Origin of the sequence: Gulosibacter sp. GYB002 (genome assembly GCF_036577665.1) — a bacterium.
Taxonomy (GTDB): domain Bacteria; phylum Actinomycetota; class Actinomycetes; order Actinomycetales; family Microbacteriaceae; genus Gulosibacter; species Gulosibacter hominis.
Genome location: NZ_JARBDD010000005.1, coordinates 70,645 through 88,885, shown reverse-complemented (window position 1 = coordinate 88,885; position 18,241 = coordinate 70,645). Strand labels below are relative to the sequence as shown.

13 protein-coding genes and 7 pseudogenes are annotated in these 18,241 nt (G+C 63.6%); 13 read left to right on the top strand and 7 right to left on the bottom strand.

Going from position 1 to position 18,241, the window contains the following annotated elements; translation table 11 throughout:
* Window positions 1-12: 12 nt before the first annotated feature.
* A complete protein-coding gene (locus PV375_RS04145; RefSeq protein ID WP_332106253.1) occupies window positions 13-921 on the bottom strand; it encodes a hypothetical protein in 909 nt (302 codons plus the stop codon).
* A gap of 114 nt (window positions 922-1,035) precedes the next feature.
* On the bottom strand, window positions 1,036-1,530 hold the full coding sequence (locus PV375_RS04140; protein ID WP_332106252.1) for a DUF3817 domain-containing protein: 495 nt from the start codon (window positions 1,528-1,530) through the stop codon (window positions 1,036-1,038).
* Window positions 1,531-1,745: 215 nt separating this feature from the next.
* Between PV375_RS04140 and PV375_RS04135 the strand changes: the two genes are divergently transcribed.
* Window positions 1,746-2,450, top strand: coding sequence for a peroxiredoxin (locus tag PV375_RS04135; protein ID WP_332106250.1), 705 nt, complete (start codon window positions 1,746-1,748; stop codon window positions 2,448-2,450).
* A 172-nt stretch (window positions 2,451-2,622) separates the two neighbouring features.
* On the opposite strand, the gene PV375_RS04130 is transcribed toward PV375_RS04135, so the two are convergent.
* Window positions 2,623-3,057: an OsmC family protein gene (locus tag PV375_RS04130; RefSeq protein ID WP_332106249.1), complete on the bottom strand. Its 435-nt coding sequence runs from the start codon at window positions 3,055-3,057 to the stop codon at window positions 2,623-2,625.
* A 290-nt stretch (window positions 3,058-3,347) separates the two neighbouring features.
* Here PV375_RS04130 and PV375_RS04125 point away from each other — a divergent pair, with 290 nt between their 5' ends.
* Both PV375_RS04125 and PV375_RS04120 read left to right on the top strand, forming a co-directional pair.
* Window positions 3,348-3,677 (top strand): hypothetical protein, encoded by a 330-nt coding sequence (locus PV375_RS04125; RefSeq protein ID WP_332106248.1) that lies wholly within the window; start codon window positions 3,348-3,350, stop codon window positions 3,675-3,677.
* A 53-nt stretch (window positions 3,678-3,730) separates the two neighbouring features.
* Window positions 3,731-4,705 carry a helix-turn-helix transcriptional regulator gene (locus tag PV375_RS04120; RefSeq protein ID WP_332106247.1) on the top strand — a complete coding sequence of 325 codons (975 nt, stop codon included), beginning with the start codon at window positions 3,731-3,733 and terminating at the stop codon, window positions 4,703-4,705.
* A gap of 134 nt (window positions 4,706-4,839) precedes the next feature.
* Here the strand turns inward: PV375_RS04120 and purQ are convergent, their stop codons facing one another.
* Window positions 4,840-5,535 (bottom strand): phosphoribosylformylglycinamidine synthase subunit PurQ, encoded by a 696-nt coding sequence (gene purQ / locus PV375_RS04115; RefSeq protein WP_332106246.1) that lies wholly within the window; start codon window positions 5,533-5,535, stop codon window positions 4,840-4,842.
* Window positions 5,535-5,891 (bottom strand): phosphoribosylformylglycinamidine synthase subunit PurS, encoded by a 357-nt coding sequence (purS, locus tag PV375_RS04110; protein ID WP_332106245.1) that lies wholly within the window; start codon window positions 5,889-5,891, stop codon window positions 5,535-5,537. Before purS ends, purQ begins: the two co-directional genes overlap by 1 nt.
* Before the next feature lie 146 nt (window positions 5,892-6,037).
* On the opposite strand from purS, the gene PV375_RS04105 reads away from it, so the two are divergent.
* Window positions 6,038-7,216, top strand: a complete 1,179-nt coding sequence (locus PV375_RS04105; protein WP_332106244.1) for an AI-2E family transporter — start codon at window positions 6,038-6,040, stop codon at window positions 7,214-7,216.
* Between the two features lie 132 nt (window positions 7,217-7,348).
* Here the strand turns inward: PV375_RS04105 and PV375_RS04100 are convergent.
* Window positions 7,349-7,885: pseudogene (locus tag PV375_RS04100) on the bottom strand (phosphoribosylaminoimidazolesuccinocarboxamide synthase); the annotation flags it as partial.
* Between the two features lie 364 nt (window positions 7,886-8,249).
* Between PV375_RS04100 and PV375_RS04095 the strand changes: the two are divergent.
* The 8 genes and pseudogenes from PV375_RS04095 to PV375_RS04065 all read left to right on the top strand — a co-directional run bounded on the left by PV375_RS04095 (window position 8,250) and on the right by PV375_RS04065 (window position 16,551).
* Window positions 8,250-9,885, top strand: a pseudogene (locus PV375_RS04095) (ABC transporter ATP-binding protein).
* Window positions 9,886-9,943: 58 nt separating this feature from the next.
* A complete protein-coding gene (locus PV375_RS04090; protein ID WP_332106243.1) occupies window positions 9,944-11,200 on the top strand; it encodes an MFS transporter in 1,257 nt (418 codons plus the stop codon).
* On the top strand, window positions 11,197-11,403 hold the full coding sequence (locus PV375_RS04085; protein ID WP_332106242.1) for a hypothetical protein: 207 nt from the start codon (window positions 11,197-11,199) through the stop codon (window positions 11,401-11,403). Before PV375_RS04090 ends, PV375_RS04085 begins: the two co-directional genes overlap by 4 nt.
* Before the next feature lie 12 nt (window positions 11,404-11,415).
* Window positions 11,416-11,580: pseudogene (locus PV375_RS10535) on the top strand (hypothetical protein); the annotation flags it as partial.
* A 683-nt stretch (window positions 11,581-12,263) separates the two neighbouring features.
* Window positions 12,264-12,676: pseudogene (nrdI, locus tag PV375_RS04080) on the top strand (class Ib ribonucleoside-diphosphate reductase assembly flavoprotein NrdI); the annotation flags it as partial.
* 36 nt (window positions 12,677-12,712) lie between these two features.
* Window positions 12,713-14,869, top strand: coding sequence for a class 1b ribonucleoside-diphosphate reductase subunit alpha (gene nrdE, locus PV375_RS04075; RefSeq protein ID WP_332106301.1), 2,157 nt, complete (start codon window positions 12,713-12,715; stop codon window positions 14,867-14,869).
* A 34-nt stretch (window positions 14,870-14,903) separates the two neighbouring features.
* Window positions 14,904-15,930: pseudogene (gene nrdF, locus PV375_RS04070) on the top strand (class 1b ribonucleoside-diphosphate reductase subunit beta).
* 45 nt (window positions 15,931-15,975) lie between these two features.
* Complete coding sequence (locus PV375_RS04065; protein ID WP_332106241.1) at window positions 15,976-16,551, top strand: NADPH-dependent FMN reductase; 576 nt, start codon at window positions 15,976-15,978, stop codon at window positions 16,549-16,551.
* 70 nt (window positions 16,552-16,621) lie between these two features.
* Here PV375_RS04065 and PV375_RS04060 read toward each other — a convergent pair.
* Window positions 16,622-16,924, bottom strand: a pseudogene (locus tag PV375_RS04060) (transposase); the annotation flags it as partial.
* Between the two features lie 80 nt (window positions 16,925-17,004).
* Here PV375_RS04060 and PV375_RS04055 point away from each other — a divergent pair.
* A pseudogene (locus PV375_RS04055) lies at window positions 17,005-18,169 on the top strand (IS3 family transposase).
* Window positions 18,170-18,241: the final 72 nt, after the last annotated feature.

The following is an 18,241-nucleotide window of genomic DNA, read 5'->3' as shown; positions in this document are numbered from 1 at the left end:
GTTTCACTCGTCTCAATCACGGATGCGGATTTTGGTTTTTTCGAATGCGCTGATGAAATCCTTGTAGTTGGCTTCATCGCCGGAGCACTTGTAGATGAATTCAGCAAATTGATCGCTCGCGTCAAATACCCGTACGGCGTGGAACGAGCTTTCCTGGTTGTCGTCTGCGCGAAAAATCAAAAACTCAACGGGCTCGGTTCCATCGCCAACTGTGATTTCACGAGCGTATGGCGTGACTTCGGATACGGTGATGGTGCTGGGATGCGTCATGCTGCCAATAAAAATTTCGCGGGTTGCAGTCGCATCGTCGGCATAGTCGCCAACCTTCTTTGTCCCGTCAGTGGCAAGTTGTGATGCCTCGATTGACCTTGCTTCGGTCCTGCAAGAGTCGGTGGAATCAAGATAGGTCAAATCAATAGAGATCGAGCGGATCTCGTTGTGCGAACTCAGCAAATACTTTGGCTGGGCATTTTGATACAGCATCCACCCGACTGGCACCGCAGCTGCCAGGATGAGCGCGACAACCACGAGCGACACGATCAAGGCTGCGCGGCCGCGCTTTTTGCGTTGCGCGCGGTTCTTGGTTTGCGGGGCCCCATAAGGTGGCGGGCCCGGCGGTTGGTCCGGCGGTGGGCCATATTGCATTCCGTGCTGGTGGCCACCGAACGGTGCCCCAGGCGGATGGGCCTGCTGGTTGGGTGGAGCTGCCGGATAGTGCTGCTGGCCGGTGTGTGGACCATGTTGCATCGGCCCTGTTTCGGGATGCGGCGGTACAGGATGCGGTGCACCGGCACTGTGCGGAGGTGGCGGCGGAAATGATTGCGCGGCGTCTTGATCGGTTGCTTTTTGCGCATCACTGCCGCCAGACTGCGGAATGTTCGGTAGCGGCGGCATTTCGGGGAATTGCGGGTTGGAGTTCACAGTTACCCTTTCGGCCTAAAGTTTCGATGTCGCGGCGCCGCGCTTCATTGCGCGATTATGCGCAGTTTACTGAAGCCGCCCATCCGCTGTCGTGCCACCTGAGTCGGATTTCAGCTACCCCCGCAGTGCTGCACCAAGTGAAGGGGCGAGGATAAAAACGAACGCCGCGACCGCGATCAGCGCCAGGGTCACCGGATGCGCGAGCGTCCAGGTCGCCAGGCCATCGAGTCGCTTTCCGAACATCCCCGCACCCCGATAGTCGGCACGCAAGCCGCGCGCCCGCGCATCCACATCCTCGTGCATCCAACCGCTGGGAAGCCGACCCGAACGCTCAACCCACCAGTCAAAAAGCAGCGTCGCGAACGGCGGCACCGAAGCCAACCCGCCCACCAGCATCAGCCCAAACGACCAGCGCGCGCTCGCACCCACCACCAGGCCAAAGAACAGGTATGCCAAAAACGCGGTGCCGTGCGCCGCGCCCGCAAACGGCACCAGCACACTGCCCGCATCCGGATTAATGACGTACTTGAATAGCATCGCGACCAGCAAAAACGCCCAGGTGCAGGCTTCGATGATGGAAGTGATGCGAAGAACACGGCGAGGAGTCACCCGGCCAGCCTACTTGGGTGCTTGCCGGTCGATCATCGAACAGCAGGGCCGGCACAAATTGGATGCACACAATGGCTGGTCACGAACGGATTTTAGGTGCCGAGACGCGCGGAATTTTCACGCCGAGCTGTTCATCCAGCATCCCTAAGCTGAAAGAACAGAGCACCGCAGTGCGGCGCCGGTTAAGTTGCCGCTGAGTTACCCCGGAGGTTCAGATGACCGAACAGATCGAAGCTACCGAAACTCGTAACCCGATGCCCATGCTGGGTGAGCCCGCACCAGCATTCGAAGCCGTGACCACGCAGGGCGACATTAGCTTCCCCGCCGACTACGCGGGTAAGTGGGTGGTGTTCTTCTCGCACCCGGCCGACTTCACGCCCGTGTGCACCACCGAATTCATGACCTTCGCCAAGATGATGGGCGAGTTCAAGGCGCTCAACACCGAACTCGTTGGCCTGTCGGTTGACTCGCTGTATGGCCACATCGCCTGGCTGCGCAAGATCCAAGAGCTCGAGTGGAAGGACATGAAAAACCTCGACGTGACCTTCCCGCTCATCGAAGACATCCGCATGGATATTTCGAAAAAATACGGGATGATCCAGCCTGGCCAGTCGAACACGCAGGCCGTGCGCGCGGTGTTCATCATCGACCCCGAGGGCATCATCCGCACGATTCTGTATTACCCGCTGTCGACCGGTCGCAATTTCGACGAAATTAAGCGAATCATCATCGCGCTGCAGACCGCCGACCGTGACAATGTGGCGACTCCCGCCGACTGGCGCCCCGGTGAGGATGTGATCGTGCCCACCGCCGGTTCGTGTGGTGTTGCGGCTGAGCGCATGCTGAACCAAAGCGAAGACGAGTACTGCCTCGATTGGTTCCTTTGCTTCCGCAAAGATAAGAACGAGGTTGCTAAGTAGCTGACTTCGCGACGCGAGCGTGGCCCGGCGCCGCAGGCACCGCTCGGGTACACCAAAAACCCATAGGGACACCGCCATAGCGGTGTCCCTCGGTGGTTTTGGTGGCTTTGAAGCACGACTGCCCCCGGCGAAACCGAGGGCAGTCAGCACGCTGCGGCTGTAAGGGGATGCGTTAGGCGCGCTCGAATGCGAACGACACCGGGGTGGGGTTCGCGAGGTTGTCGGAGACGGGGCAGCGCGTCTTTGCCTCGTCGATGATCGACTGCACGGTGGCATCGTCGGCGTCGCTGTCGAGGCGCACGGTGACACGGATGTCGCTGTAGCCGGCGCGGTTCTCGGTGGGCTGGCCAACCACCTTCGACGGGTCGAGGTCGCCTTCGGCGTCAAGGGTGAGCGAATTGATGGTGACGCCGCGCTCTTTCGCGACGATGTGAATCACCACGTTGAAGCATCCCAGCAACGCGCCGAGCACATATTCCACGGGGTTGGGGCCCTGGTCTTCGCCGCCGAGTGCCGGCGGCTCGTCGACAACAAACTTGAACTGACGGGCCGTGTCTTCCAGCTGGGTTTCGCCGGTCGCCTTCGAAGTGACATTAAACACTGCCATGGGTGACTCCTTCTGGGTGGATGCGGTGTTGCTCGCAAAGTAGCAAGCCGCGAGAAACCGAATCCAACGCGCTGTCATCGGGGTTCATGCCAGGTAATTGCGGTTCATACTCGGGCGAGTGGGTGGCATTTTCCTGCCAATTCCTACAGTTGTCACCGGGCGAACCGCGGCACAAAACTGCGCTACGACAGGAGAGCGTTGGCAGCATCCTGCCCTGGCGCAAGGATGCTCTTGCGACCGGTTACCGGCCACGCGAGTCTGACTGTGCATCCCGACCGAAAGGAATCCAAATGACTCGCCTCGCAGCCGCAACTGCAACCGCATCCTGGCTCACCGCAATCGCCATCGTAGTGCTCGCCCAGCAGCTAACCATCTGGGCCCTGGTGCCGTTCGTGATCGGTATCGCCGGTCTTTCGCTCGTCGCCGCCCGCGTGCTGGGGCAAATCGACAAGTCGCAGCGCAACAAATTCATCCCGCTGCTCGTGGCCCCCGCCATCGTTGGATCCGCCGCCGTACCGCTATACGCGAACCAGCCGGTCCTCGCATTCAGCCTGCTGGCGGGAACATTCGCGGTGGTGACTATTGCGCTCGCTGCCGCAGCCGAGCGGCGCACGGCATAGTACCGCATCCCAATTGGGCGAGGATGCGCACTGTGATCGCTACGCTCAGTGGTATGAGATCAATGCTGACCGCGAACGCCCTGCACGTGTACCAATTCATCAGTGCGCTACCAGAGGCGACAGTCGAGCTGGTCTCAGAAGGGTTGGCACTGCGGAAGCGCGATACGCAAGAAGCTATCGGTGAGCTGGTTGCTCTGCATCTCGTGCAGGTCGCGGGGGATGATGCATATGTCGCAGTACCGCCCGAAGTGGCCCTCGCCGGGCTCGTCGACGCGCAGGAACGAGAAATCCTTGACCTACAGCGGGAAGTAGCTGAGCGCCGGGCCACCATGCTGCCGCTCGTACCGAAATATCTCGAAGCCCGCGCCCGCGTTAGTGATGTATCACAATTCGAGATTGTCGAGGATGCCACTGCGGCGCAGCAGCTACTGCTTGACCTCGGCCGCAGAGTCAACAATGAAGTGCTGATGGTAGTTCCCGGCCGCGGCTCCACCGTCGAAATGCATGAAGAAAGCGACGCGAAAGACCTCGAGTTGCTTGAGCGCGGCGTCATTCGCAAGAACCTCTACCACGAGCGTCGCCGCGACCACGCCGCAACCCGTAATTCGGTGGCCCGGCTCACACCCGCCGGAGCCGAGTTTCGCACACTACCGGTAGTGCCGTGGCGCCTGTTCATGTTTGACCGGCACGCCGCCATCCTCTCGCGCGCGCGAGAATCCGACGACGGGGCTGCAATCGTTACCAGGGATGCAGACCTCGTGCGATTGCTCGGCGCACTTTTTGATGCGGTGTGGGCATTTGCGGACCCATTCACCGTCGACGATGCGACAACCGAGCAGCAACTCAGCGCCACGCAGCGGACGATTTTGCGCGGCCACGCATCCGGACTCACCGATGAAGCGCTGGCATCACGGCTCGGGATGAGCGTGCGCACCTGCCGGCGACACATCGCGCAGATTTTCGAGCTGCTTGGCGCCGACAGTCGGTTTCAGGCAGGTGCGCTCGCGGCAGCGAAGGGGTGGCTGTAGCGTCACCGCTCAACTGTGCCCAATGAAACGCACTCGCGTACACCGATAATGCTCGCGTACACCGCTGTAGCGGTGTACCTCAGCGGTTTCGGTGTCTTTGAAACGTTTCGGCGCCTTGAAAACGCAACTGCGCGCTATGCCTGTGCCATCGAGCGCAGCACGCTGGCAAACATCCCCAGACCATCGATACCCGACCGCATCCGCTCGGGAGTATCTGGACCAAAACCGGGCTCAACCGCGTGCTCGGGGTGCGGCATTAACCCAACAACATTGCCGCGCTCATTGCGCAAACCGGCGATGTCGTTGAGCGAACCGTTCGGGTTCACGCCCACATACCGGAAGGTCACCAGCCCCTCGCCCTCGATCCGTTTCAGCGTCTCGTCATCGGCGATATAGGCACCCTCGCCATTTTTCAACGGGATGATGATCTCCTCATCCTGCTCATAGGCGTTCGTCCAGGGGGTATCGATGTTCTCAACGCGCAGCCGCTGGTCACGGCACACGAACCGGCCGTGCGCGTTGCGGATCAGACCGCCCGGCAGCAGGTGCGACTCAACGAGCATCTGAAAACCATTGCAAATGCCGAGCACCGGCAGGCCCTTACTAGCTGCCGCGACGACCTCTTTCATCACTGGCGCCTGCGCGGCAATCGCCCCGCAGCGCAAATAGTCGCCGTAGCTGAATCCACCCGGCAGTACCACCGCATCCACATCGCGCAGCGAATCGTCGCGGTGCCAGAGCGCCACCGGCTCACCACCCGCGATCTCAATGGCGCGCTGCGCATCCCGATCATCGAGCGTGCCGGGGAAGGTAACAACGCCAACCCGCATTAGTTGCCCGCCTCGTTAGCGAGAGCCTGACCGTCGCTCGCGGCACCGGTGGGCAAAAAACCGTCATCGGTCACAGTTTCGGTGTCGGCAGGATCGACCTCGCCGGCATCCTCAACCACGTCGATCGAAGTCACATCTTCAATCACACCGTTCGACAGCAAATTGTCGGCGAGCGCCGCCACCTCTTCCATGAGTTCGGCGGTGACCTCGCGGTCGGTGGTGATCTCAAAACGCTTACCAATACGAACATCGGTGAAGTGACCCTGACCGCCCGCAGCCAGCGAACGCTGCACTGCCTTACCGGCCGGGTCAAGCAGCTCGCGCTTGGGCATTACCTGCACGATGATCTTCGGCATCGAGGTTCCTCTCATCCCACTCAGTCTGTCGCCCATCCTATCCTGGCCGCGCGCCCACGACACACGTTGTCAGCGCGACTGTGTAAGTTCGAATACCGTATGCATCCCCGAGTAGCGGGATGCGCGCCACACCACCGGGAGGACATATGGACAGCCAGGGGCGACTTACGAAGCCCGATACGGTGCAGGCGCTGTGGAAAGACAGCGTCGGTATCGTCGCCACGCGCGCGCTGCAGGGAATGCTGATTCTCGCCGCGGCAACGGTGGTGATTTGGTCGCTGCTGCAGGTTTCACTGGTGGTGACGCCGCTGCTGCTCGCGTTGATCGTGTCGGCCGCGCTCGGCCCGGTGGTGACCTGGCTTGAAAACCATGGCTGGCCGCGGCTGCTCGGTACTTTCACGGTGCTGCTCGGCATCCTGCTGATTATCGCGGGTGCGATGTGGCTGGTTGTGGCGCAGATCGCTGGTTCTTGGGAACTGCTGAGCGATCGCACCATCGAGGGCATCACGCATCTGGTGCAGTGGTGGAACAGCACCTTCCCGCAGTTTGCGCTCAACGACGGCAACATTCAGCAGGGATGGGAGGCTACGCGCGAGTGGTTGAGCAACCTGAACTATGGCGCGGTTGGTAGCGGTGTGGCGGCCGGCCTCGGCACGGTGGGCTTGTTGGCAACCGGGCTCGTGCTCTTCCTCGTGATCCTGTTCTTCTTCTTGAAGGACGGGCCGCAGATTTGGCGGTTCGTGATTCGTCCGTTGCAGGATGCGCAGCACCTGCGCGCTGAACTGATGGGGATGCGTGCCGTCTCCGTACTCGGCGGCTATGTGCGCGGCACCGTCATCGTCGCGTTTGTGGATGCATTGCTGATCGGTATCGGGCTGCTCGTGCTACAGGTGCCGCTGGCGCTGCCGCTGGCCGTGGTGGTGTTTATTTGCGCGTTCATCCCGGTGGTGGGTGCAACGCTCGCCGGTGTGGTGGCGTCGCTGGTAACGCTGGTGACCAACGGATTCTGGGCTGCGCTGATTGTGGCGATCATCGTGGTGATCGTGAACCAGGCCGAAGGTAACCTGCTCTCGCCGATTGTGCTCGGCAAGCAGTTGGCGCTGCACGAGCTGGTGGTGATGCTGACGCTGACGGTGGGCACCGTGCTCGGCGGGATTATCGGCACGCTGATCTCGGTGCCGCTGATGGCCGTGGCATGGGCGCTGATCAAGGCGTGGCAGGAGCCGCTGCCAGAGCTTGAGGCCGACCCGGATGGGTCGACCATGAGTGAGCGATTGCGCGAGCTGCGCGAGAAGGCGAAGAAGCCGCGGGCCCGCAAGGCATAGGCGCGGCTGGGCGCCCCACGCCGCCCTTCCCTCGCCCGGTGCCTTCCCGCGCACCGTGCCGCCCTCCCCGGCAAGTGACCCTGTTATCGGCAAATGACCCTGCTGTGGGAGGGTCATTTGCGAGTTAGAGGGTCACTTGGCGTGATTTGAGGTGGTGTGAGGCGCGGCGTCCGGCACGCCGAGGCGCTGCAGCAGCTCGGCGTAGCGCGCCCGGGTGCGCTCCACGATTTCGGCGGGCAGCACCGGCGGCACGCCCTGCCCATCCCAGTTCTCGCGCAGCCAATTGCGCACGATCTGCTTGTCAAACGAGGCCAGGCGCGCACTCAGCGGCGCATCCGCATCCGCATAGGCCGCCGCATCCCAATACCGCGACGAATCGCTCGTCAGCACCTCGTCGGCCAGCGTGATCGCACCGGTTTCGCGGTCGCGACCGAACTCAAACTTCGTGTCGGCCAGCACCAGCCCGTGCTCGAGCGCCACCTCGGCACCCACGCGGTAGATCCGCAGCGATAGCGCGCGCAGCGCCTCGGCGTCGTCGGCACCGATTAGCTCGGCCACGCGCTCAAAGTTGATGTTCTCGTCGTGTTCACCCTGCGGCGCCTTGTAGGCCGGCGTGAAAATCGGCTCGGGCAGGCGATCACCATCGCGCAGCCCCTCGGGCAGCTTGATCCGCTCGATCATCCGCTCAACCACCGCGCGGCACAGCAGGTATTTGCCGCCGACATGGTGATAGATCCCCGACGCCGCAATCCAGAGCCGGCCCGCCAGGTCACGGATCGACCAGCTCAGCAGATGCGTCTCACGGCTCAGCTCCGCCGCCACGTCGACGACGCGCTCGGGGTGAGCTCGACATGGAACGGGGAGGCATCGGTCGCGGACACGGCGCCTCCCCGGCTCGCCTTATAGCAGGCGCATCTGATGATCCCAGCTAAGGTAAGGGTTGCCTTACTTGTAGACTCGCGGGCGGGAATAGAATACCGTTCATCATAGCGAGTGATAATCAGTCTCAATAGTGTGGATGTGAGGAGTCGGGATGAAGCAGCGGCGAGACGAGACGGCGAGCGCCCCGGCAGCCGCGGAGTCGTTCTTCGCGCCCGTGAGGGGGAGCCTCGCGGGGATCATCGCGCTGGCCATCCTGGGGGCTGCGAGCAGTGTGATCCCGTTCATCGCGATCGTCGAGCTCGCTCGCACGCTGCTGCCGACGCTCGACGGTGCGCCGGTCGACGCGGGCAGGGTCTGGACGATCGTGATCGTCGCGGTCGTCGCGCTGAGCGTGAGCTTCGGTGCGGCGTTGGCCGCGGGAGTCGCCGGGCACTTCGCAGACGGTGAATTGCAGCGATCCCTGCGGCGCCGGATCGTCCGCCACCTGCAGCGCCTGCCGCTGGGCTGGTTCGATCAGCGCAGTTCCGGGGCGGTGCGCAAGCTGGTGGAGAACGACGTCGTCGCGCTGCACCAGCTGGTCGCACACGCGATCCAGGACGTGCTGACCGCGATCACGGTCCCGGTGATCAGCCTGATCTACCTGTTCGTCGTCGACTGGCGGATGGCGCTCGCAGCGCTCGTGCCGCTCGTGCTGATCTTCCTGCTCTACCCGCTGTTGATGCGGGGGGCGGGCGAGGCGTACGTCCAGTACGACCGGGCCACGCAGACTCTCTCGGGTGCGACGGTCGAGTTCGTGCAGGGCATCGCTGTCGTCAAGCGGTTCGGGCAGGTCGGCCGCAGTCACCGCCGGTACCGGGACGCGACGGGCGAGTACTCGAGGTTCGTCGCCGAGTGGACCCGCGAGACCGCCGTCGTGTTCACGATCGTCGAGCTTCTGGCCTCGCCGATCGTCGTGCTGGCCTGGTTGCTGACCGCCGCCGTATGGCTGGTCGCTAACGGGGGCGCCTCCCCGGTCGACGTCCTGCCTGGCTTGCTTCTCGGTCTCGGGCTGACCGCCCCGTTGATGAAGCTCGGGGCGTCCGGGCACTCCCTGCGCAACGCGACGAAGGCACGCGATTCGCTCACCGAGTTCTTCGCCCTCCCCCCGTTGGCCCAGCCCGACGCACCGCAGACGCCGAACGGCCGCGATGTCGCATTCGACGATGTGGCGTTCAGCTACGACGGGGAACACCACGTGCTCCACGACATCGCCGCATCCTGCGCACCCAGCACCGTCACCGCCCTCGTTGGCGCTTCCGGATCGGGGAAGTCGACGCTGGCAAAGCTCGTCCCGCGCTTCTACGACGTCGACACCGGCAGCGTCGGGATCGGCGGCGCAGATGTGCGCCAGGTCGTCTCGAACGAGCTCTACCGGCAGGTCGGGTTCGTGTTCCAGGACGTGCAGCTGTTGCGGGCGAGCCTGCGCGACAACATCCGCCTCACCCGCCCCGCCGGACACAACCGCCGTGCTCAAAGCCCTAGATCTGGCGCATCTGGCCGAAAGCCACCCGCTGGCCCTGTCCGGCGGGCAGCAACAGCGGCTCGTCGTCGCCGCCTCCCGGGTCTCAGGTCGACGCATCGTGATCTTCGACGAGCCCAGCTCGGGCGTCGACCGCCGCCACCTGCAGTCGATCTCCGACCAGATCCGACAGGTTGCCGCCGACGGCGCCGTGGTGCTGCTGATCAGTCACGACGACGACCTGCTCGCCCTCGCCGCCGACCGGCAGCTCACCCTCGTCCCTGCTTGATCCGAACGCGAGGGCGTGGGCGTGCCCACCCTCGCCGAGAATGAATGAAGGAGGCCGAATGGTCAATTCCAGCTCCGCAGCCGCGCCGCTCACGACAGCGCCGCGACCGCAGATCCCGCTGCTGCTCACCACGGTGCTGCTCATCTACGTCGGGCAGATGACGCTCAACCCTATCATCGCACCGCTTGCCCGCGAGGTGGGGCTGGCCGAGTGGCAGATCGGTGTCACCATCAGCGCCGCCGCGATCATGGTCGTGCTTACCAGCCAGTTCTGGGGGCGGCGCTCCCAGTCTTGGGGCCGCAAACCGGTACTGGTGGCCGCGTTCGCACTCGCGACCGTCACGATGATCCTGTTCGCGCTGCTGGCCCGGGCAGGCATGACCGGAGTGATCACCGGCGTCACCCTGTTCTTGCTGTTCGTGCTGCTGCGCGGCATCGGGTTCGGCACGGCCATCGCGGCCGTGCCGCCCACCGCGCAGGCGTACATCGCCGACACGACCCTCGACGAGAAGACCCGGGTCAAGGGGATGGCGGGGGTTGGCGCAATGCAAGGCATCGCCATGATCGCCGGCTCCGCCCTGGGCGGGGCGCTCTCGGCGTTCGGGCTCATCATCCCGCTCATCGTGATCCCGGTGCTGCTTGCCGCCGGGCTGGTCCTCATCGCCTTCCGGCTGCGCCGTGAGCCCCGCCACGAACTCATCGAAGCGCCGGTCAAAGTCAGTCCGCTTGACCCGCGCGTGTGGCCGTTTCTGCTGGCCGGTTTCGGCATGTTCACCGCGCTTGGATTCATCCAGGTCATCACTGGTTTCGTCGTGCAAGACCGTCTTCGGCTCGACGCCGAGACCACGGGCCTGGTCACCGGCGGCGCGCTCGTCACCGCCGGCATCGGCATGATCGTCGCCCAGGCGATCATCGTGCCCCGCAGCGGGTGGCGCCCAGCCACGCTGCTGCGGGTCGGCGGGGTGATCGCGCTCGCGGGCTTCGTCGTGCTGGTCTTCGACGCGGGAGCGGTGCTGCTGTTCGTCGCGAATCTGATCATCGGCCTGGGGCTGGGCATCGCGATGCCCGGCTACACAGCCGGTCCCACACTCCTCGTCACCCGAGAGGAGCAGGGCGGGCTTGCTGGGCTGATCGGCGCGACCAACGGGCTCACGTTCGTCGTCGCCCCCACCGCGGGGACCGCGCTGTACGGCGTGTGGGCACCGCTGCCGATCATCGTCGCCGCCGTGATCATGACGATCGTCGCCGTCTTCGTGATTGTCCACCCCCGCTTTCGACGTATGCGGGGCGTGGTCGAAGTGGGTGTCGCGGGATGAGTCGCGTCGTCGAAGCCCTCCGCGGCGACGGTATCATCCGTGCGCGCGGCACCCGCTACGCAAGGGCCGAGCGGTTCGAGCGGGCGGTAGCGGAGCCGGAGACATCAGCCCCTCTGGACGCGTCGCGGGCCGCGCCCGCGTGCGTGCAGCTGACCCAGGTTCCGGGCATCATCGGCATCGACTTCACTGCGGGGATGCCGTAGTCCGAGGACTGCCCGCGCCTGTCGGCCACCATGCCGGATGACTTCACGGGCGGCTCGCACCTGCCGGTGATCGTGTGGATCCACGGCGGCGGGTACAGCTCCGGAGCCGGCGACGCGCCCGCCTACGAGCCAGAACTCTACGCCTCGGCTGCCCGCATACCTCACCGTGTGCCATGACGAGCTATCTTCACGAAGCACGTACTTCTGCGCGCGGGCGCGCCGCCAATGAACCCGACCTTCGCCGGTCCGATTCCCGAGGATACCGAGAGGCTTGCGGATCGGCTTCGGGGGCAGGCGCGCTTGACGGAGCCGATGAGGGAACTGCTCGCTGCGCAGCTGCCCATCCTCGCTACCGCCACACGCGAGGGTATGCCCGATGTTGGGCCGAAGCGGTCGCTGCGGGCGTGGGACGATCGACGCGTCCAGGAACCGTTCCAGTTTTTCGGCGTCCTCGCCCCTCAAGAACACCACCAGCATCCGCAACTGTCCGTGCACCACCCCGACCGGGTCTGCCGAGGTTTCCTGCAACCGCATCGCAGCCAGATGATCCCCCGACCGTGCCTGCTGAAACAGGCCGATCGCCTCCGGTCATGTGCCTTCTCGGGAGGTCTCCGTTGTCACCATGCACTCCCCTCTCGCAGCGCGGTGCCGCACACCCAACATCCGATATTCGGCCTGTCGTAGTCAAAACATGGGCGCGTCGTAGGCAGAAGGATCACAACAGTGTTACTACTAGATACGGCACCCCAAAACATGGGTAGACACAACATGTAGTGGTTGGCTGCGTCATGCGGCCGGCCCACCACTGAGGAAGGATCGCTGTGCAGGCAACGCCAAGATCATCCCTGGATGCGTTTCCAGTGCGGGAGCTGGAGGGGACGCAGTCGCCGGATCTGGTGTTCTTCTCCAGCGTCTCGGAGAACACCCGGCGGTTCGTGGAACGCCTGGACCGGCCTGCCGCGCGTATCCCGCTGCGCCCGCGCCGGGAGGGGCTGATCCGAGTATGGCGCCCCTTCGCCGACCTACGGCGGCGGGCAACATTCAGGCGCCGTGCCCAAGCAGGTGGTCGGCTTCCTGAACGACTCTGCCAACCGGGCGCTGATCCGCGGAGTTATCACCGCGGGGGAGCACGAACTTCGGCGAGCACTACTGCCTCGCCGGCCCCATCATCTCCGCGAAGTGCCATGTCCCGGAGCTGTACCGCTTCGAGCTGCTGGGCACGAGCCGCGACATCGACCGAGTGAACACCGGCCTCACCCGCTTCTGGGAACAGCTACCCGGTGAACAGACAACCATCGAGGAAGACCGCATGACCACCACCGCCCAGGAAGCCCCCGCACGTACCGGCATCGGCGTGCGGAAGGACTACCACGCGCTGAACGCGCAACTGAACCTGTTCGCCCCCGACGGGTCGATCCAGTTCGATAAGGACCGCGAAGCGGCCGAGGAGTATCTGCGCCAGCATGTCGTCCCGAACATGAAGACCTTCCCGACCGTGGCCGCGCGCCTTGATTGGCTGGTCGAGAACGACTACTACGAACCGGCATTCCTGGAGGCGTACTCGCGCGACTTCCTCGTCGCTCTCCACGAGCGCGCCCACGGCGCCGGACACCGGTTCCAGACCTTCCTGGGCGCGTTCAAGTTCTTCACCTCCTACGCGCTGAAGACCTTCGACGGCACCACCTACCTGGAGGGCTTCCCTGAGCGCGTCACCGCCACCGCTTTGTTCCTCGGCCAGGGCGACGAAGCCCTCGCGAGCCGGCTGGTGGACGAGATGATGTCCGGCCGATTCCAGCCCGCGACCCCGACGTTCCTCAACGCCGGCAAGGCGCAGCGCGGCGAACTCGTCTCCTGCTTCCTCCTCAGGCTGGAGGACAACCTGGAATCCATCGGGCGAAGCGTGAACTCGGCCCTGCAACTGTCCAAGCGCGGCGGGGGCGTCGCCCTGCTGCTGACCAACCTGCGCGAGACCGGGGCGCCGACAAAAGAGATTCAGAACCAGGCCCCCGGGGTGGTGCCGGTGATGAAGATCCTGGAGGACTCCTTTTCCTACGCCAACCAGCTCGGCGCCCGCCAGGGTGCCGGAGCGGTCTACCTGCACGCGCACCACCCGGACATCCTGCGATTCCTCGACACCAAACGAGAGAACGCGGACGAGAAGATCCGTATCAAGACCCTCTCCCTCGGCGTGGTCATCCCCGACGTGACCTTCAAGCTCGCGAAGGAGAACCGCGAGATGCACCTGTTCAGCCCCTACGACGTGCAGCGCGAGTACGGCACAGCTTTGTCGGATCTGTCGGTGAACGAGCACTACGACGACATGGTCGCCAACCCTCGCATCCGCAAGACCACCATCAGCGCCCGCGAGTTCTTCAAAACCCTCGCCGAGCTGCAGTTCGAGTCCGGCTACCCGTATGTGCTGTTCGAGGACACCGTCAACCGTGCCAACCCGCTTGAGGGATGGATCAACATGTCGAACCTGTGCAGCGAGATCCTCCAGGTCAACACACCTTCCCGCTACGACGCGGCGATCGGCTACGAGCAGATCGGACGAGACATCTCCTGCAACCTCGGCTCCCTCAACATCGCCCAGGCGATGGCCTCACCCGACTTCGGTGCCACCGTCGAGACGGCGGTTCGGGCGTTGACCAGCGTCTCGGATCAGACCGACGTGGACGCCGTGCCCTCCGTCGCTGCTGGGAACGACGCCAGCCACGCGATCGGTCTCGGGCAGATGAATCTCCACGGCTACCTCGCCTCCCAGCGCATCCACTACGGCTCCGAAGAGGGCATCGACTTCACCGACATCTACTTCCTTACCGTCACTTACCACGCGATCCGTGCCTCCAACCAGCTCGCCATCGGAAGCGGACAGACCTTCGCCGGGTTCGAGACCTCCTCCTACGCCGACGGCAGCTACTTTGACAAGTACACTGAACGCGACTGGCAGCCCGCCACCGCGAGGGTCCGGGAACTCTTCGCCGACGCGGGGATCCAGATCCCCACCCGTGAGGACTGGGTCACCCTTCGGGAGTCAGTCACCGCCCACGGCATCTACAACGCCTACCTCCAGGCGGTAGCGCCGACCGGCTCCATCTCCTACGTGAACAACTCGACCGCGTCCATCCACCCGATCGCGGCGAAGATCGAAATCCGCAAGGAAGGCAAGCTCGGCCGCGTCTACTACCCGGCCCCGCACATGACCGGCGACAACCTGGAGTTCTACCAGGACGCCTACGAGATCGGCTACGAGAAGATCATCGACACCTACGCCGCCGCCACCCAGCACGTCGACCAGGGACTGTCATTGACGCTGTTCTTCCGCGACACCGCCACCACCCGAGACATCAACAAGGCGCAGATCCACGCCTGGAGGGCCGGCATCAAGACCCTCTACTACATCCGGCTGCGCCAGCCCGCCTTGGAAGGCACCGAGATCGAGAACTGCGTCTCCTGCGCACTCTGACCCCGCACCCGCACGCCTCCTGAAAGAAGCACCAATGACTCTCATCGACCCCCGCCGCCCCCTCACCGACTTCTCCGTCACCCCGCCCGGCTACCGGCACGATCCCGCCGCCCGCCTGCGACCGATCAACTGGAACCGGGTCGGCGACGACAAGGACCTAGAGGTGTGGAACCGGCTCACCGCGAACTTCTGGCTCCCCGAGAAAGTGCCCCTCGCCAACGAAATCCCCGCGTGGCAGAAGCTCACTGCACAAGAGCGCACCCTGACCATGCGTGTGTTCACCGGGCTCACCATGCTCGACACCGTGCAGGCCACCGTCGGCGAGATCTGCCAGATCCAGGACGCCCGTACTGAGCACGAGGAAACCGTGTACACCAACATCTCGTTCATGCAGGCCGTGCACGCCCGCTCCTACTCGTCCGTGTTCTCCACCCTGACCAGCACCCCCGGAGATCGACGACGCCTACCTGTGGGTCATCTGCAACGACCTGCTGCAAGAACGGTCGAAGAAAGTTCTCCTCCACTACTTCCGAGACGACCCCCTCAAACGCAAGGTGTCCTCCGCGCTGCTGTCCTCGCTGTTGCTGTATGCGGGGTTCTACCTGCCGCTGCACTTCTCCGTCCATGCGACCCTGACCAACACGGCCGACATGATCCGCCTCATCCTGCGCGACAAGGTCGTGCACGGCTACTACTCCGGTTACAAGTACCAGCGCGGCCTGGAAACCCTCACGAGGCAGGAACAATCCGACATGCGCGAGTTCACCTACGCACTCCTGGAAGAGCTCGACGAACTCGAACTCCGCTACTCGGGCGAACTGTACGAACCGCTCGGACTCATGGACGATGTCGCCGTCTTCGTCCGCTATAACGCGAACAAAGCGCTCATGAACCTTGGCTATCCCGCTCGATTCGCGCCGGAAGAAACCGAGGTCAACCCCGAGATCCTCGCCGCCCTCGCTCCCGTCGCGGATGAGAACCACAACTTCTTCTCAGGCTCGGGCTCCTCCTGCATCATCGGCAAAGCCGAAGACATCAGCGACGCCGACTGGGACTTCTGAGCCGACGCCCCACCCGCACATACCTGAATCAACGAAAGCGCACCAGTGACCAAGAACATCTCCATCATCATCGGAAGCCTCAGACGCGGCTCCTACGCCCGAAAGATCGCTCACAACGTCATCGACTACTTCCCCGAAGACTATGACGCCCGCATCGTAGAGATCCGAGACCTTCCACTCTACGACTTCGACTACGACGACCCCGAGGTTACCGACAAGCTCACTCCACCCGAGTACACACGCTTCCGGGAAACGATCAAAGCCTCCGACGGCGTCCTATTCATCACCCCGGAGAACAACCGCACCATCCCCGCCTGCCTCAAGAACGCTATCGACATCGGCTCCAAACCCAACAGCGATGTCGCCTGGAAGCGGCTCCCCGCAGGAATCATCAGCCACTCCGTCGGCCGCATGGGCGGATACAGCTCGCAGAAGAACCTCCGCCTCGCACTGTCCTACTTCGACATGCCCACACCTGGTCAGCCGGAAGTTTTCCTCGCGCAGTCACCCACCCTGCTTGATGAGAACGACAAATTTGCGCAAGAGTCGACGGTCCGATTTCTTCAGGACTACATTATGCGCTTCGTCACCGTTGTAACCAACGCTGCGAGGGGTAGATAAGTCGCTCTGGGTCTGTCCGGTAAACGGTGTGCGGGATCCGGCGGTTTTCATTCGTGGGTGGTTTTCTCGAACGTCCGGCGAAGGTGATCGCGAACGCGTTCAGCGCGGGCTTCCACCTCATCACCCAGAGTGTGCTTCCGCCGCCAGTCGGGTCAAGCAACCGCGTGACGAAATACAGGCACTTGATCGCGGCGGCCTCATTCGGGAAGTGCCCGCGCGCCCGGACGGCCCGCCTGTATCGGGCGTTGATCGACTCGATCGCGTTGGTGGTGCAGACTACCCGCCGGATCTCGACACCGTACTCGAGGAACGGCACGAACTCTGCACAGGAACTGCGCCAGAGATGCACGATCGCCGGGTGCCTCTCGCCCCACTCGTCGGACTGCTGAGGGTTTGGTTGACTCCAAGACCGCATGACTTCTGGGAGGGGGTTGTGCTGAAAGGATGGCAACCATGCCGAAGATCACTTACTCCGACGAGTTCAAGCGCGACGCTGTCGCGTTGGTCGAGTCGGGCATCCCGCACAAGCAGGTCGTCAAGGACCTGGGTGTGGCGAAGACCACGCTGCAGTCGTGGGTCCGGGACGCGAGGTTCCAGTCTCACGGGATGACCCCGACCACGGACCCCGAGGCGCGCAAGGACATGTCCCAGGCGTTGCGTAGGATCCGTGAGTTGGAGATGGAGAACGAGGTGCTGCGGCGTATCTGTCGCAGGCTCACATCACGCCCCCAAAATGATCTATCCGCTCGTGAAGGAGACGGCCGCGGTCGGCGCCCCGGTGAGGGTGCCGGTGGCGGTTGCGTGCCGGATACTGGGATTCTCCAAACAGGGCGACTACAAGTGGCTCAAGCAGCCGATCTCGGTCCGTGAGGCCGAGGAACGTGAGTTGATCGCCGTGCTACGCAAGCTCCATGCCGACGACCCCGAGGGTGGCTACCGGGTGCTGGCCGATGACATCACCGAGCTGGGTTACACGGTCTCGGAGCGTCGTGTGTGGCGGCTGTGCCGGATCGCTGGTATCCAATCGGTCATCGTCACACGCACATCGCGCTACAAGAAGGCAGGTTCGCCGGTCCATGATGACCTGGTGCAGCGGCAGTTCACCGCTGAGGGGCCCAACCAGTTGTGGCTCACCGACATCACCGAGCACCGCACCCGAGAGGGAAAGGTGTACCTGTGTGCGATCAAGGATGGGTTCTCCAACCGGATCGTGGGTTACTCGATCGACACCAGGATGAAGGCCCGGATCGCGGTCAACGCGCTTGAGATGGCCGTGACTCACCGGGGGCAGCCGGCCGGGGTGATCGTGCATTCGGACCGAGGATCCCAATTCAGGTCGAGGAAATTCTGTAACGCCCTCAAACGTCACGGGCTGCGCGGCTCGATGGGCCGGGTCGGAGCCTGCGGTGACAACGCAGCGATGGAGTCATTCTTCGCCCTGCTGCAGAAGAACGTCCTCGACCGCCAACCCTGGACTACCCGCCACGAACTCCGCCTCGAGATCGTCTCGTGGATCGAGGGCAAGCACCACCGGAAACGTCGTCAACGACGCCTCGGGAAACTCACCCCCATCGAGTACGAACTCATCTACAACCCCGCCGCTACACTGGCGGCATAACCCCGGAAGTCAACCAAACCCTCAGCAGACCCGATTGAGCAACTAGGGGCCGATCGCGACGCTGTTGTTCGT

What these genes read in the sequence shown, in the direction of transcription:
- PV375_RS04090 (WP_332106243.1), top strand. Translation starts at nt 9,944, where the DNA reads ATGGTCAATTCCAGCTCCGCAGCCGCGCCGCTCACGACAGCGCCGCGA.
- PV375_RS04130 (WP_332106249.1), bottom strand. Translation starts at nt 3,057, where the DNA reads ATGGCAGTGTTTAATGTCACTTCGAAGGCGACCGGCGAAACCCAGCTG.
- nrdE (WP_332106301.1), top strand. Translation starts at nt 12,713, where the DNA reads ATGACCACCACCGCCCAGGAAGCCCCCGCACGTACCGGCATCGGCGTG.
- PV375_RS04125 (WP_332106248.1), top strand. Translation starts at nt 3,348, where the DNA reads ATGACTCGCCTCGCAGCCGCAACTGCAACCGCATCCTGGCTCACCGCA.
- PV375_RS04085 (WP_332106242.1), top strand. Translation starts at nt 11,197, where the DNA reads ATGAGTCGCGTCGTCGAAGCCCTCCGCGGCGACGGTATCATCCGTGCG.
- purQ (WP_332106246.1), bottom strand. Translation starts at nt 5,535, where the DNA reads ATGCGGGTTGGCGTTGTTACCTTCCCCGGCACGCTCGATGATCGGGAT.
- PV375_RS04105 (WP_332106244.1), top strand. Translation starts at nt 6,038, where the DNA reads ATGGACAGCCAGGGGCGACTTACGAAGCCCGATACGGTGCAGGCGCTG.
- PV375_RS04120 (WP_332106247.1), top strand. Translation starts at nt 3,731, where the DNA reads ATGAGATCAATGCTGACCGCGAACGCCCTGCACGTGTACCAATTCATC.
- PV375_RS04135 (WP_332106250.1), top strand. Translation starts at nt 1,746, where the DNA reads ATGACCGAACAGATCGAAGCTACCGAAACTCGTAACCCGATGCCCATG.
- purS (WP_332106245.1), bottom strand. Translation starts at nt 5,891, where the DNA reads ATGCCGAAGATCATCGTGCAGGTAATGCCCAAGCGCGAGCTGCTTGAC.